The sequence below is a fragment of the Pseudomonas sp. Mn2068 genome, assembly GCF_049319725.1.
Classification (GTDB): domain Bacteria; phylum Pseudomonadota; class Gammaproteobacteria; order Pseudomonadales; family Pseudomonadaceae; genus Aquipseudomonas; species Aquipseudomonas gingeri.
In genome coordinates, this window is the sequence record NZ_JBMOUG010000006.1 from 162,809 (window position 1) to 178,624 (window position 15,816).

The window sequence follows — 15,816 nt, forward strand, 5'->3', positions numbered from 1 at the left end:
CGCCTTCCGCCCATCGCCCTTTTCTGAAGATTTTCACACCCCGGCCGATACATTGAAGGCACGGAGCCACTGTTCTGCTTGTCAGCCCGACCCGCTTAATGCAACCTTGCCCAACGCGCCAGAAAAAGGGTCATTACCCCGCGTGATCAGTACTCTTGAAGCGAGCTCTCAATGAAAAGCCAACCCGATGTCGCCAATAGATTGGCGGCCGAGGTAGTGACGCAACTGCCGGTGCCCTCGCGGCTCGGCATGCTGCGTTTCGAACGGCTGAATGAAGCAAGCTGGGCGCTGTTGTTTCTCGATCCCAATTGCGAACGCCAGTTCGGCCTGCCGGCCATCGAACTCTGCGCCCTCGTCGGCTCGCCCTATGCCAGCCTGATGGAGCCGGAAGCGCGTTATCGCCTGCATGACGCGATCCAGACGCAACTGGTCGACAGCCCGCATTACCTGATCCGCTACACCCTGCACACCGCCCAGGGCCCGCTGACCCTGCTGGAACTCGGCGAAGCCTACAAACAGCATAACCGCCACCTGTTGCGCGGCTATCTGCTGGTGGTCGAAGGGCTGCTCGGCCAGGAGCCGGGACTGCCCGTGGCCGACCTGGAGACCCAGAACAGCCGCCTGCAGATCGCCCTCGAACTGAACCAGCGCGCCCAGCAGGAACAACTGCTGCACCTGGACCGCGTGCGTGCCCAGCAGGACCTGATCCTGCGCCTGGCCCGCCAGCGCTACAGCCTGAACAACTCGCTGCAGGAAGCCGCCGAGCTGATCACCCGCAGCGCCTGCGACATCTACGAAATCGACAGTGCGAGCATCTGGAACCTCGAGGATCAGCGCCTGGTGCCGATCTCCGCTTATCACCGTGCCAGCCAGGAATACGTGCTGCCGGACGTGATCGACGCGAGCAACTTCCCCGACTACCTGGAAGCCCTGCACACCAGCCGCGCCATTGACGCCCACAACGCCATTCGCGACCCGCGTACCCGGGAGATGGCCGAAAGCCTGCGGCCCCGCGACATCAACGCCATGCTCGACGCCAGCATCCGCATCGACGGCCAGGTGGTCGGCGTGCTGTGCCTGGAACAGACCGGCCAGACCCGCGCCTGGCAATCGGATGAAATCGCTTTTGCCGGAGAGCTGGCGGACCAGTTCGCCCAGGTCATCAACAACCACAACCGGCGCACCGCCACCAGCGCCCTGCACCTGTTCCAGCGGGCAGTAGAGCAGAGCGCCAACGCCTTCCTGCTGGTCAATTGCGACGGCGTGGTGGAGTACGTCAACCCGAGCTTCACCGCCATCACCCAGTACAGCACCGAGGAAGTCCACGGCCAGAAACTCTCCGAGCTGCCGGCCCTGGAAAACCTCAGCGAGCTGCTGTTCGACGCACCGTCGAGCCTGGCCAAGAGCAACAGCTGGCAGGGCGAATTCAAGAGCCGGCGCAAGAATCTCGAACCCTACTGGGGCCAGTTGTCGATTTCCAAGGTCTACGGTGACAACCGCGAACTGACCCACTACATCGGCATCTACGAAGACATCACCCAGACCAAGCTCGCCCAACAACGCATCGAGCGCCTGGCCTACACCGACAACCTGACCAACCTGGGCAACCGCCCGGCGTTCATCCGCAACCTCGACGAGCGCTTCGCCCGCGACAGCGACTCGCCCATCAGCCTGCTGCTGGTGGATATCGACAACTTCAAGCGGATCAACGACAGCCTCGGCCACCAGACCGGCGACAAGCTGCTGATCAGCCTGGCCCGGCGCCTGCGCAACAGCCTGAGCCCGAGCGGCAGCCTGGCGCGCTTTGCCAGCAACGAATTCGCGGTACTGCTGGACGATACCGACCTGGAAACCGGCCAGCAGATCGCCAGCCAGTTGCTGACCACCCTCGACAAGCCGATGTTCGTCGACAACCAGCTGATCAGCGTCACCGGCTCCGTCGGCCTCGCCAGCGCGCCGTTGCACGGCCGCGACCCGCAGACCCTGATGCGCAACGCCGGCCTCGCGCTGCACAAGGCCAAGGCCAACGGCAAGCACCAGGTGCAGGTGTTCACCGAAGCGCTGAACGCCGAAGCCAGCTACAAGCTGTTCGTCGAGAACAACCTGCGCCGCGCCCTGACCCAGAACGAACTGGACGTGTTCTACCAGCCCAAGCTGTGCCTGCGCAGCGGGCGCCTGCTGGGGATGGAAGCGCTGTTGCGCTGGAACCATCCGGAAAAAGGCATGATCCGCCCGGACCAGTTCATCAGCGTCGCCGAAGAAACCGGCCTGATCATTCCGATCGGCAAGTGGATCGCCCGCCAGGCCTGCCGCATGAGCAAGGAACTGACCGCCCGCGGCCTGGGCAACCTGCAGGTGGCGATCAACCTGTCGCCCAAGCAGTTCTCCGATCCGGACCTGGTGGCGTCCATCGCCAGCATCCTCAAGGAAGAGCAACTGCCGCCGTCGCTGCTGGAGCTGGAACTGACCGAAGGCCTGCTGCTGGAAGCCACCGAAGACACCCGCCAGCAACTCGACCAGTTGAAAAAGCTCGGCCTGACCCTGGCCATGGACGATTTCGGCACCGGCTACTCGTCCTTGAGCTACCTGAAGAAATTCCCGATCGACATCATCAAGATCGACCGCAGCTTCATCCATGAAATCCCGGACAACCAGGACGACATGGAAATCACCTCCGCGGTGATCGCCATGGCCCACAACCTGAAACTCAAGGTGGTCGCCGAAGGCATCGAAACCTCCGAGCAACTGGCGTTCCTGCGCCGCCACCGTTGCGACGTCGGCCAGGGCTACCTGTTCGACCGGCCGATCCCCGGAGTCGAACTGGTGCGCCAGCTCAAACGCTATCCACGCGGCCCCCTGACCTGACAGCGCTGTAACACTCGGGCACACTGTCGGTCTATTTCATAGTTACAGCTCATTTCAACCTGACTGAGAGGACTGCGACATGGTCTTGCGCTCGGAAATCCTGGTGAACAAAAACGTGCTCCCTACCAAAGAACAAGCTCTGCCTGGCCGCGAAACCCCTATCGCGGTTCCGGACAAACATTTCGTCAATGGCAACCCGCTGCTGGGCCCCTTCCCCGGCAACGTGGAATTCGCGATCTTCGGCCTGGGCTGCTTCTGGGGCGCGGAGCGGCGCTTCTGGCAGCGCGCGGGCGTCTACAGCACGTCGGTGGGCTACGCCGGCGGCTACACGCCCAACCCCACCTACGAAGAAGTCTGCTCGGGCCTGACCGGCCACAGCGAGGTGGTGCTGGTGGTCTACGAGCCGGAAATCGTCAGCTATGAAGAACTGCTGGCACTGTTCTGGGAACTGCACGATCCGACCCAGGGCATGCGCCAGGGCAACGATATCGGCACCCAATACCGCTCGGTGATCTATGCCACCAAGCCGGAACAACTGGAAGCGGCACTGAAGAGCAAGCAGGTGTTCCAGGCCGAACTGAGCAAGGCCGGCCACGGCAGCATCACCACGGAAATCGACGAGGCGCCGACCTTCTTCTACGCCGAGGCCTATCACCAGCAGTATCTGGCGAAGAACCCCGAAGGCTATTGCGGGATCCGCGGCACGGGCGTGACCTGCCCGATCTGATGACGGCGCTCCCTTGTGGGAGCCGCCTTGCCGGCGATAGCGCTCTTGCTATCGCCGAATCCGGGGTGGATGACCGCCTTCGCGCGGATCGCCAGCAAGCCGGCTCCTACAGGGTGGGTGGTGTTTTCAGTATTTGGGTGAACACCCGAGAGCGGAAACGCCACTCACTCGGCAATCAGCCAGTCCATCCGCCAGTCGCCCTGGGTCTGACCCAGCTTCTGCGCCAGCCATGGCAACAATTCGCGCAACTCTTCTTCCAGGCCCCACGGTGGGTTGGCGATCGCCAGGCCCGAGCCATTGAGGCTTGCCGGCGTATCCAGCGGATGCACCAGCAGCTCCACCCGCAGCAACTTCGGCGCCCCGGTGCCGGCCAGGTCCTGGTAGAAACGCTTGAGGGCGCGCTGGTCCTTGATCGGATACCAGATCGCCGCCACGGTCTGACGCATACGGCCAATGGCTTCCTTCAGCGACGCGGCACAACGCTGCATCTCGTCCAGTTGCTCGAACGGCGGATCGATCAGCAGCACCGCGCGCTTTTCCGGCACCGGCAACAGCGCCCGCGCAACATGCCAGCCTTCGCCCAGGTGCACCGCCACACGCCGGTCGCCCTTCATGTTGTCCTTGAGCAGCTTGCCGTCTTCCGGGTGCTTTTCATTGAGCAGCACACGGTCCTGGGCCCGGCTCAGGCGCCGCGCCAGTTCCGGCGAGCCGGGGTAATAGCGCAACTCGCCATCCGGGTTCATCTCGTGCAGCACGCGCAGGTAATCGGCGGTTACCGCGGGCAGGTCCTGCTCGCCCCACAAGCGGGCGATCCCCTCCAGGTATTCGCCGGTGCGGCTGGCCTGGTCGCCCTTGAGGTCATACAGGCCGATGCCGGCATGGCTGTCGAGGTAGGCGAACGGCTGTTCCTTGCGCGCCATCAGGGCGATCAGGCGGGTCAGGACCAGGTGTTTCAAGACGTCGGCGTGATTGCCGGCGTGGAAGGCGTGACGGTAGTTCATGGCGACTCCTGCGAAGGAGGCGAAGTTTACCTTGTGGTCCACCCGCCGTCAGGTCGCAACGTACAAACGGCAGGGTCGGGCGCTGACATATTTCCCGCCATCGGCCGTGATAACGTCCCTTTCCCGCCCACGAAGGACCCGAAAACAATGACCGTCCGCTACGCCAAGATTGTCCTGAGCCTCGCCCTTGCCGCCTTCGCCTTTATGGTCACCTTCAACAACGTCACCGACTATGGCTCCAACTTCGCCTTCGTCAGTCATGTGCTGAGCATGGACACCACCTTCGCGCACAATGCCGCGATGTACCGTGCGATCACCACCCCGCTGCTGTGGCACGCGGCCTACTGGCTGATCATCTTCGGCGAGGGCCTGACCGCGGTGCTGCTGGCCGCGGGCGCACTGTCCCTGTGGCGAGCGCGCAAGGCCGATGCCGCCAGCTTCGACCGGGCGAAGAAAGGGGTCATCGCTGGCGCTACCGTGGGTTTCCTGGTCTGGTTCTTCGGTTTCATGGTGGTCGGCGGCGAATGGTTCCTGATGTGGCAATCGCAGATCTGGAATGGCCAGGAAGGCGCCTTCAGGTTCTACATGGCCGTGCTCGGTGTACTGATCTTCGTCAATCAGGCGGACAACGAGCCGGCTTGAGCCAGGTCACTTGCCGACCAGGCGCCAGTATCGGACACTGGCGCACCGGCTTGCGGTCCGACAACGGGTACAGGACCCGGAGGTCATTGGCGACTCAGACACACGAGACCATTAAGCGACCGCAACTGCCTGGCAGTGCTCATTAATGGAATTTCACTGAGTCGAGACTTTATGAAAGACGCAACGATTGCGCTCCATCACGGTTTCAAGTCGGACCCGACCACCAAGGCCGTGGCCGTACCCATCTACCAGAACGTCGCCTTCGAATTCGATAACGCCCAGCACGGCGCCGACCTGTTCAACCTGGATGTACCGGGCAATATCTACACCCGGATCATGAATCCCACCAACGATGTGCTGGAACAACGCCTGGCAGCCCTCGAAGGCGGGATCGCCGGACTGGCCGTGTCCGCCGGCAGCGCGGCGATTCACTACGCCATCCAGACCCTGACCCGGGCCGGCGACAATATCGTTTCCACGCCACAGCTGTATGGCGGCACCTACACCCTCTTCGCCCACCTGTTGCCGAGCTTCGGCGTCGAGGTCCGTTTCGCCCGCGATGACTCCGCCGCAGCCATCGCCGAACTGATCGACGAGAATACCAAGCTGGTCTATTGCGAAAGCATCGGCAATCCGGCGGGCAATATCGTCGATCTCGAACGCTTCGCCGAGGTAGCACACGCCCACGGCGTACCGCTGATGGTCGACAACACCGTGGCGACGCCGATCCTGTGCAAACCGATCCAGTTCGGTGCCGATATCGTCGTGCACTCGGTGACCAAGTACGTCGGCGGACATGGCAACTCCCTGGGCGGGGTGATCGTCGATGCCGGGACCTTCCCCTGGGCCGACCATCCGGAAAAATTCCCCGGCCTCAATACCCCGGAAGCCGCCTATCACGGCGTGGTCTATACGGAAAAGTTCGGCCCGGCGGCCTTTATCGCCCGCGCCCGGACAGTCCCGCTGCGCAACACCGGCGCCGCACTGGCGCCGATGAACGCCTTCCTGCTGCTGCAGGGCCTGGAAACCCTCGCCTTGCGCATGGAGCGGCATACCGACAACGCACTCGAGGTGGCGCAATTCCTCAAGGCCCACGACCAGGTCGCCTGGGTCAGCTATGCCGGCCTGCAGGACCACCCGCACCATGAGCTGGCGCTCAAGTACATGAAGGGCAAGCCTTCGGCGATTCTGTCGTTCGGGCTCAAGGGCGGATACGAAGCCGGCGTGCGCTTCTACGATGCCCTGCAGATCTTCAAGCGCCTGGTGAATATCGGCGACGCCAAGTCCCTGGCCTGCCACCCGGCCTCCACCACCCACCGGCAAATGAACGCTGCGGAACAGGCCAAGGCCGGGGTGAAGCCGGAGATGATTCGCCTGTCGGTCGGCATCGAGGCGATCGAGGATCTCCTCGAAGACCTGCAACAGGCATTGCGCGCCTGAAACAAAACGGCCCGTCTCCAGGGAGACGGGCCGCTTGCCGATCAGCGAACGTTCAGTGCGATCAGTGTTCCTGGCGGAACTGTTTCTCTGCCGCGTCGAAACGCTGCAACATCAGCGCCGAAGGCTTGCCCATCTTGCTGACGATATAGATCGCGATGCTGGCGAACAGGAAGCCCGGGATGATTTCGTAGAGGCCCAGCAGATTGAAGTGCTTCCAGACGATCACCGTGATCGCGCCGACCAGGATCCCGGCCAGGGCGCCATTACGGGTCATGTCCTTCCAGATCACCGAAATCAGGACAACCGGGCCGAAGGCGGCACCGAAGCCCGCCCAGGCATAACTCACCAGGCCCAGTACGCGGTTTTCCGGATTCGCCGCCAGCGCGATGGCAATCACCGCCACCAGCAGTACCATCGCCCGGCCAACCCAGACCAGCTCACGCTGGGAGGCGGACTTGCGCAGGAAGGTCTTGTAGAAGTCTTCGGTCAGGGCACTGGAGCACACCAGCAACTGGCAGCTCAGGGTACTCATCACCGCGGCCAGGATCGCCGACAGCAGTACACCGGCGATCCATGGGTTGAAGAGGATTTTCGCCAGTTCGATAAACACCCGCTCATGGTTTTCGCTGACCGGACCGGCCACATCGGGATGCGCCGAGAAATAGGCGATACCGAAGAAGCCCACGGCCACCGTGCCGCCCAGGCACAGGATCATCCAGGTCATCGAGATGCGACGGGCGTTGGCGATCGACTTGACCGAATCCGCCGCCATGAAGCGCGCCAGGATATGCGGCTGGCCGAAGTAGCCCAGGCCCCAGCCCATCAGCGAGATGATGCCGATGAAGGTGGTGTTCTTGAGCATGTCGAAATTGCCCGGATCCTTGGCTTCGATCGCCAGGAAGGTGGTATCGACACCACCGGTGGCCAGCAACACGATGATCGGCGTGAGAATCAGCGCGAAGATCATCAGCGTGGCCTGCACGGTATCGGTCCAGCTCACCGCCAGGAAACCACCGACGAAGGTGTAGGCGATGGTCGCCGCCGCGCCGGCCCACAGCGCGGTGCCATAGGACATGCCGAAGGTACTTTCGAACAGGCGCGCACCGGCGACGATGCCCGAGGCGCAGTAGATGGTGAAGAACACCAGGATCACCACTGCGGCGATGATCCGCAGCACGCCGCTGTGGTCCTCGAAGCGGCTGGAGAAGTAATCCGGCAGGGTCAGCGCATCGCCGTTGTGCTCGGTCTGTACCCGCAGGCGACCGGCGACGAACAGCCAGTTCAGGTAGGCCCCGACGATCAGGCCGATGGCGATCCAGCTTTCCGACAGACCGGACATGTAGATGGCGCCCGGCAGGCCCATCAACAACCAGCCACTCATGTCGGAAGCACCGGCCGAAAGCGCGGTCACCACACTACCGAGGCTGCGGCCACCGAGAATGTAGTCGGAAAGGTTGTTGGTGGAGCGATAGGCCATCAGACCGATCAGCACCATGGCAGCGATATAGATCACAAAGGTGATCAGGGTTGGGTTGCTTACACTCATTCAAAAGCCCTGGCATTGTTTTTATTTAGCGGCGGCCCGCGACCGACACTTATGACGACTGTCTGTCAGACGGCTGAGCGGGCCGGGCATTTATGACTGATATTTCCCCAGGAAAACCATCAGCCGATGACCCCGCTTGTAGGAGGTTGCACCTTGGTCGCGCATGCTATTAAACATAACAAAGAAGGTGCAACCTGTTTTGCCCGTTTAAGTTGCACCTTTGGACATTTCCACCTTTTCCGACTGTTTCTTGCTCCTTTTCGGAGCAAAAAGCCCGGCGCTGATAATTAAAAGGCTTCAAATCGGGGCAAAGGCCGGCAACCGGAAAAATTTTCCCGATCACGATCGGTTTTTTCCGCCGAAAAAAGGGTTGCACCCGGTTGCACCTTGACTATCCCGAAGCTAATCTTGCTGCCAGCTGATGCCACGCCGTCGTGGCAACCATGAGGATAAGAAAATGGCTACGACCACCCTTGGGGTCAAACTCGACGACCCGACCCGCGAGCGCCTTAAAGCTGCGGCCCACTCGATTGATCGCACTCCCCACTGGCTGATCAAGCAAGCCATTTTCAACTACCTGGAAAAACTCGAGAGCGGTGCAACCCTGACCGAACTCAGCGGCACGGCCCGGGGTGAAACCGACGATGCCGGCGAGGTCCAGGCCGACCACACTCACCAGTGCTTCCTCGAATTCGCCGAAAGCATCCTCCCGCAATCGGTCCTGCGCGCCGCCATTACCGCCGCCTACCGTCGCCCCGAGCAGGAAGTGGTGCCGATGCTGCTGGAACAGGCCCGACTGCCTGCCGCCATGGCCGAGGCCACCCACAAACTGGCTTCGGGCATCGCCGAGAAGCTGCGCAACCAGAAGAGCGCCGGCGGCCGTGCCGGTATCGTCCAGGGCCTGCTGCAGGAGTTCTCCCTGTCGTCCCAGGAAGGCGTGGCGCTGATGTGCCTGGCCGAAGCCCTGCTGCGCATCCCCGACAAGGGCACCCGCGATGCCCTGATCCGCGACAAGATCAGTACCGGCAACTGGCAGCCGCACCTGGGCAACAGCCCGTCGCTGTTCGTCAACGCCGCGACCTGGGGCCTGCTGCTGACCGGCAAGCTGGTCGCCACCCACAATGAAGCGGGCCTGACCTCGTCCCTGAGCCGCATCATCGGCAAGAGCGGCGAACCGATGATCCGCAAGGGCGTCGACATGGCCATGCGCCTGATGGGCGAACAGTTCGTCACCGGCGAGACCATCGCCGAGGCCCTGGCCAACGCCAGCCGCTTCGAAGCCAAGGGCTTCCGCTACTCCTACGACATGCTCGGCGAAGCGGCCCTGACCGAACACGACGCACAGAAGTACCTGGCGTCCTACGAGCAGGCCATCCACGCCATCGGCAAGGCTTCCCACGGCCGCGGCATCTATGAAGGCCCGGGCATCTCCATCAAGCTGTCGGCCCTGCACCCTCGCTACAGCCGCGCCCAGTACGAACGGGTGATGGACGAGCTGTACCCGCGCCTGCTGTCGCTGACCCTGCTGGCCAAGCAATACGATATCGGCCTGAACATCGATGCCGAGGAAGCCGACCGCCTTGAGCTGTCCCTGGACCTGCTCGAACGCCTGTGCTTCGAACCGCAACTGACCGGCTGGAACGGTATCGGCTTCGTCATCCAGGCCTACCAGAAGCGCTGCCCGTACGTGATCGACTACGTCATCGACCTGGCGCGCCGTAGCCGCCATCGCCTGATGATCCGCCTGGTGAAGGGCGCCTACTGGGACAGCGAGATCAAGCGCGCCCAGGTCGAAGGCCTGGAAGGCTATCCGGTGTATACCCGCAAGGTGTACACCGACGTTTCCTACATTGCCTGCGCACGCAAGCTGCTGTCGGTGCCGGAAGTCATCTACCCGCAGTTCGCCACCCACAATGCCCACACCCTGTCGGCCATCTACCATATCGCCGGGCAGAACTATTACCCGGGCCAGTACGAATTCCAGTGCCTGCACGGCATGGGCGAGCCGCTCTACGAACAGGTCGTGGGCAAGGTTGCCGAGGGCAAGCTGAACCGTCCGTGCCGCGTCTACGCCCCGGTCGGCACCCATGAAACCCTGCTGGCCTATCTGGTTCGCCGGCTGCTGGAGAACGGGGCCAATACCTCCTTCGTCAACCGCATCGCCGATCAGTCCATTTCCATCCAGGAACTGGTCGCCGACCCGGTCAGCAGCATCGAGCAGATGGCCCTGCAGGAAGGCGGCTTCGGCCTGCCACATCCGCGCATTGCCTTGCCGCGCGAGCTGTACGGCCCGGAGCGCGCCAACTCGGCGGGCATCGACATGGCCAACGAACATCGCCTGGCCTCGCTGTCCTGCGCATTGCTGGCCAGCGCCCACAACCACTGGAAAGCCGTGCCGATGCTGGGCTGCGAGTCCAGCAACGAAACCGCGGCGCCGGTACTGAACCCATCGGATCACCGTGACCAGGTCGGTCATGTCCAGGAGGCCACGGTCGAAGACGTCGACAACGCCGTCCAGTGCGCCCTGAACGCCGCGCCGATCTGGCAGGCCACCCCGCCGGCCGAGCGCGCCGCGATCCTGGAGCGTGCCGCCGATCTGATGGAAGGCGAGATCCAGCCGCTGATGGGCCTGCTGGTCCGCGAGGCCGGCAAGACCTTCGCCAACGCCATTGCCGAAGTCCGCGAGGCCGTGGATTTCCTGCGCTACTACGCGGTGCAGGCACGCAATGATTTCAGCAACGATGCCCACCGCCCATTGGGCCCCGTGGTCTGCATCAGCCCGTGGAACTTCCCGCTGGCCATCTTCAGCGGCCAGGTGGCTGCCGCACTGGCCGCCGGCAACCCGGTGCTGGCCAAGCCGGCCGAACAGACCCCGCTGATCGCGGCCCAGGCCGTGCGCCTGTTGCTCGAAGCCGGGATTCCGGAAGGCGTGGTGCAACTGCTGCCAGGTCGCGGTGAAACCGTCGGTGCCCGCCTGGTCGGCGACGATCGCGTCAAGGGCGTGATGTTCACCGGCTCCACCGAAGTCGCCCGCCTGCTGCAGCGCAATGTCGCCGGGCGCCTGGACAACCAGGGCCGACCGATCCCCCTGATCGCCGAAACCGGCGGGCAGAACGCGATGATCGTCGACTCCTCGGCACTGACCGAACAAGTGGTCATCGACGTCGTCTCCTCGGCTTTCGACAGCGCCGGCCAACGCTGCTCGGCCCTGCGCGTACTGTGCCTGCAGGAAGATTCCGCCGACCGCGTGATCGAAATGCTCAAGGGTGCCATGGCCGAATGCCGCCTCGGCAACCCGGAACGCCTGTCCGTGGATATCGGCCCGGTGATCGACGCCGAGGCCAAGGCCGGCATCGAGAAACATATCCAGGCCATGCGCGACAAAGGCCGCAGCGTCTACCAGGTCGCCATCGCCGACAGCGAGGAATGCAAGCGCGGCACTTTCGTCATGCCGACCCTGATCGAACTGGAAAGCTTCGACGAACTGCAGCGGGAGATCTTCGGCCCGGTGCTGCACGTGGTGCGCTACAAGCGCAAGGAAATCGACCAGCTGATCGCCCAGATCAACGCCTCGGGATACGGCCTGACCCTGGGCGTGCACACCCGGATCGACGAAACCATCGCCAAGGTCATCGACAACGTCAATGCCGGCAACGTCTACGTCAACCGCAACATCGTCGGTGCCGTGGTCGGCGTGCAGCCGTTCGGCGGCGAAGGCCTGTCGGGCACCGGTCCGAAAGCCGGCGGTCCGCTGTACCTGTATCGCCTGCTGGCAACCCGGCCAAGCGATGCCATCGAGCAATCGTTCGTGCGGGTCGATGCCCTGAATGCGCCGGATGTGCGTTTGCGCGATGCCATGAGCAAGCCGCTGACCGCACTGCAAACCTGGGCAGGCGCCAACCAGCAGGCCGATCTGGCAGAGCTGTGCGCGCGCTTCGCTACGCAATCGCAAAGCGGCATCACCCGCCCTCTGGTCGGCCCGACCGGCGAGCGCAACACCTATGCCATCCTGCCCCGCGAACACGTGCTGTGCCTGGCGGACCTCGAAACCGACCTGCTGACCCAGCTCGCCGCGGTGCTGGCGGTGGGCAGTTCGGCGGTATGGCCGGAGGGTGAGCCGGGCAAGGCGCTGTATGCGCGCCTGCCCAAAGAAGTACAGGCGCGCATCCAGCGGGTAGCCGACTGGCAGAAGGACGAGGTGATCTTCGATGCCGTGCTGCATCACGGTCATTCCGACCAGTTGCAGGCGGTCTGCCAACAGGTGGCCAAACGGGCCGGAGCGATTGTCGGCGTGCAGGGCCTGTCCCAGGGCGAAACCGGGATTGCCCTGGAACGCCTGGTGATCGAGCGGGCATTGAGCGTCAACACCGCCGCCGCGGGCGGTAACGCCAGCCTGATGACCATCGGCTGAACCACCTGAAAGACCAGGCGCCCGCAACGGGCGCCTGTTTCCACTCTCGCTCAGAACCCGAACCGGGGACTGTATTCAACCTGAAACCCCGCCTCCCTCAACTGCCCCTGCAGCGCCAGCAACTCCTCCCTGGATGACACCTGTCGAGGCCGAGGCGTCGCTCCACTCCCGCGATCCCTGGGAAAAAAGAAAATCGGCGCATCCCGCGCATCGAACCCGGGGGAAAAGGGATTGCCGGTCTCATCGTTGTGCCAGACCAGGTTGCCACCGGTGTAACCCGCCCCGGCAATTTCCCGGTTCAGCGCTTGCACGATAGCGATGCCGAAACGATGGATATTGCCCATATCCACATGTTCCTGCGCCCCGTCGAAAGCGGGCTGCCCGGTGAGCAGCGGCCTGGCCCTCTGTCTCAACTCTTCGCAGGCGTTCCCCACGAACATCGGTGCAGCCCGCAGCGGCCGTACGTTGTCACCCTGGGCCCTGCGCGGATAAATCGAAAACAGGTCATAGTCCGCCGTGATCGCCCTGTCGCTGCCCGGATTGCTCAACACCTTCACCGGCCCGGCCTCGTCGAAGACCTGGCCTTTCGCGTCGATGCTGAAATGAGCGGATGCACCTGACGGGTACTCGGCCCGATAGCCTGAACCCCGCGCCACCATGTGCCCGGTCGCCAGCAACTCTTCAATGCGTGCCGGGGACAACATCAGGTTCACCGCCTTCGCCCCGCCGGCCAATGCCCCCTCGATACTGCGCTGCTGCCTGGCGACTTGCCCTGGCGCCACCTTCGAGTAGGCAGGATTCAACGGGATGAAACCGGCTGTCGGCCCGGTGCTGCTGGATTTGGCCTTGACGTGAAAATTCTTCGAGGAAAATCCTTCCCTGAGCAGGCTCGCACTCAGGGGGTTGGGCGCACGAATGCCGAGCACGACGCCGTAGCGGTCCGCCACGGCCTGAATCGCTTCGGCATACAACAATCCGGGGCCGGCAGCGGACGATACGGATTGCGCCGGGATTTTCTGAAACGCCTGGGGGCTGTTCGCGACCGCTTTCAGCGACTCGGACAAGACCGAAGGCAAGCCATCCCTCAAAGGCCCGACGCCGAGAGACGGGGTGGTTGACAGTTTTTCCAGCATGGAGCGCTCCATCAAAAAAACTCGAAGGACCACTCTGACGGCAACCGATTCGTTCAAATATCAGAAAAAACCCCTACACGGCACTCGCGCGCGCCGACAAATACTACAAACCCAAGCGACGCCCCTGTCACTGCTTTGACCCTCCATCACCCAGATCAATCTTGCTAGGCACTGCCCATTCAGCCACCTAGACTCGGTCCATCCCATCAAAGGTAGGCCGCCATGTCCGAGACGCTGCTCAGTTCCCGTAATCTGGCTTTCGAGCTGTATGAAGTCCTCGATGCCGAAGGCCTGACCCAGCGCGAGCGGTTTGCCGAGCACTCACGGGAAACCTTCGACGCCGCCCTCGGCACCGCCCGCACCATCGCCGAAAAGTTCTTCGCCCCGCACAACCGCAAGAACGATGAAAACGAGCCGCGCTATGAAAACGGCGAGGCGATCCTGATCCCGGAAGTGAAGACGGCGGTGGATGCCTTTCTCGAAGCCGGATTCCTCAACGCCGCGCGCAGCTTCGACGCGGGCGGCATGCAATTGCCGACGCTGCTGTCGCAAGCCTGCTTCGCGCATTTCCAGTCGGCCAACGCCGCCTCGACTTCCTATCCGTTCCTGACCATGGGCGCGGCGAACCTGATCGAGAGTTTCGGCAGCGAGGAGCAGAAACGACGCTTCCTGCAGCCGATGATCGACGGACGCTTCTTCGGCACCATGGCGCTGACCGAACCCCATGCCGGCTCGTCGCTGGCCGATATCCGTACCCGCGCCGAACCGGCGTCCGACGGCAGCTATCGCCTCAAGGGCAACAAGATCTTCATTTCCGGCGGCGATCACCCGCTGTCGGAAAACATCGTGCACATGGTCCTCGCCAAGCTGCCGGACGCACCGCCCGGAGTGAAGGGGATTTCGCTGTTTATCGTGCCCAAGTTCCTGGTCAACGACGATGGCAGCCTCGGCCCGCGCAACGATGTGCTGCTGGCCGGGCTGTTCCACAAGATGGGCTGGCGGGGCACCACCTCCACCGCGCTGAACTTCGGCGATAACGGCAGTTGCGTCGGCTATCTGGTGGGCAAGCCGCACCATGGCCTGAGCTACATGTTCCAGATGATGAACGAGGCACGCATCGGCGTCGGCATGGGCGCGGTGATGCTCGGTTATGCCGGCTACCTGTACTCCCTGGAATATGCGCGGGAACGCCCGCAAGGCCGTCTGCCCGACAGCAAGGACCCGGGCACCGCGCCGGTGGCGATCATCCAGCATGCCGACGTCAAGCGCATGCTGCTGACCCAGAAGGCCTATGTCGAAGGCTCGTTCGACCTCGGCCTGTACGCCGCCCGGCTGTTCGACGACACCACGACCCTGGCCTCGGAAGTCGAACGGCGCCAGGCCCATGAACTGCTCGACCTGCTGACCCCGATCGTCAAGTCCTGGCCCTCGGAGTTCTGCCTGAAGGCCAACGAGTTGGCGATCCAGATCCTCGGCGGCCACGGCTATACCCGCGAATACCCGGTGGAACAGTATTACCGCGACAACCGCCTCAACCCGATCCACGAAGGCACCCACGGTATCCAGTCGCTGGATCTGCTGGGCCGCAAGCTGGCGCAGAATGGCGGTGCCGGGCTCAAGCAACTGATCCGGCTGATCGCCGACACGGCCAGACGGGCAACCGCCCACACCTCGCTGGACGCCCTGCGCGAACCGCTGGAGCAACTGGTCGCCCGCCTGCAGACGGTGACCATCGGCCTGCTGACCGACCTGGCCCAGGGCAAGGTCAGCGGCAGCCTCGCCAACTCGGCGCTGTACCTGAAAGCGTTCGGCCACACGGTGATCGGCTGGCGCTGGCTGGAACAGGCGGTCCGGGCCGAAGAAGGCCTGGCCAGGGGCAACCCGGCGGACCGGGCGTTCTACAAGGGCAAGTTGCAGGCTGCCCGCTACTTCCTGACCTGGGAAGTCCCCGGCTGCCATCATGAGCTGACGATTCTCGAAGCACGGGACGATACCTGCCTGGCCATGCAGGACGATTGGTTCTAAAGCTTTTTGACAGCAGTACATTTCAA

At 63.2% G+C, this 15,816-nt stretch carries 9 protein-coding genes; 6 read left to right on the forward strand and 3 right to left on the reverse strand.

The annotated features are described in order from the left end of the window. Positions 1–171: 171 nt before the first annotated feature. Positions 172–2,865, forward strand: coding sequence for a sensor domain-containing phosphodiesterase (locus ACL9RJ_RS15840; RefSeq protein WP_212810406.1), 2,694 nt, complete (start codon positions 172–174; stop codon positions 2,863–2,865). 79 nt (positions 2,866–2,944) lie between these two features. Next, a complete protein-coding gene (msrA, locus tag ACL9RJ_RS15845; RefSeq protein WP_017126857.1) occupies positions 2,945–3,592 on the forward strand; it encodes a peptide-methionine (S)-S-oxide reductase MsrA in 648 nt (215 codons plus the stop codon). 164 nt (positions 3,593–3,756) lie between these two features. Here the strand turns inward: msrA and ACL9RJ_RS15850 are convergent, their stop codons facing one another. Further along, on the reverse strand, positions 3,757–4,593 hold the full coding sequence (locus ACL9RJ_RS15850; RefSeq protein WP_177083438.1) for a 23S rRNA (adenine(2030)-N(6))-methyltransferase RlmJ: 837 nt from the start codon (positions 4,591–4,593) through the stop codon (positions 3,757–3,759). Positions 4,594–4,740: 147 nt separating this feature from the next. Here ACL9RJ_RS15850 and ACL9RJ_RS15855 point away from each other — a divergent pair, with 147 nt between their 5' ends. Both ACL9RJ_RS15855 and ACL9RJ_RS15860 read left to right on the forward strand, forming a co-directional pair. Beyond that, entirely contained in the window at positions 4,741–5,235 is a 495-nt protein-coding gene (locus ACL9RJ_RS15855) for a DUF2165 family protein (protein WP_017126859.1), read from the forward strand. A 171-nt stretch (positions 5,236–5,406) separates the two neighbouring features. Beyond that, positions 5,407–6,675, forward strand: a complete 1,269-nt coding sequence (locus tag ACL9RJ_RS15860) for an O-acetylhomoserine aminocarboxypropyltransferase/cysteine synthase family protein (RefSeq protein WP_017126860.1) — start codon at positions 5,407–5,409, stop codon at positions 6,673–6,675. A 61-nt stretch (positions 6,676–6,736) separates the two neighbouring features. Here the strand turns inward: ACL9RJ_RS15860 and putP are convergent, their stop codons facing one another. Next, on the reverse strand, positions 6,737–8,221 hold the full coding sequence (gene putP / locus ACL9RJ_RS15865; RefSeq protein WP_017126861.1) for a sodium/proline symporter PutP: 1,485 nt from the start codon (positions 8,219–8,221) through the stop codon (positions 6,737–6,739). Between the two features lie 457 nt (positions 8,222–8,678). Here putP and putA point away from each other — a divergent pair, with 457 nt between their 5' ends. Continuing rightward, complete coding sequence (gene putA, locus ACL9RJ_RS15870; RefSeq protein ID WP_422765450.1) at positions 8,679–12,632, forward strand: trifunctional transcriptional regulator/proline dehydrogenase/L-glutamate gamma-semialdehyde dehydrogenase; 3,954 nt, start codon at positions 8,679–8,681, stop codon at positions 12,630–12,632. A gap of 50 nt (positions 12,633–12,682) precedes the next feature. Here putA and ACL9RJ_RS15875 read toward each other — a convergent pair whose 3' ends face one another. Beyond that, positions 12,683–13,765, reverse strand: coding sequence for an anthrax toxin-like adenylyl cyclase domain-containing protein (locus ACL9RJ_RS15875; protein WP_422765451.1), 1,083 nt, complete (start codon positions 13,763–13,765; stop codon positions 12,683–12,685). Positions 13,766–13,987: 222 nt separating this feature from the next. On the opposite strand from ACL9RJ_RS15875, the gene ACL9RJ_RS15880 reads away from it, so the two are divergent. Then, positions 13,988–15,790: an acyl-CoA dehydrogenase gene (locus tag ACL9RJ_RS15880; RefSeq protein ID WP_422765452.1), complete on the forward strand. Its 1,803-nt coding sequence runs from the start codon at positions 13,988–13,990 to the stop codon at positions 15,788–15,790. The last annotated feature ends 26 nt before the right edge of the window (positions 15,791–15,816 follow it).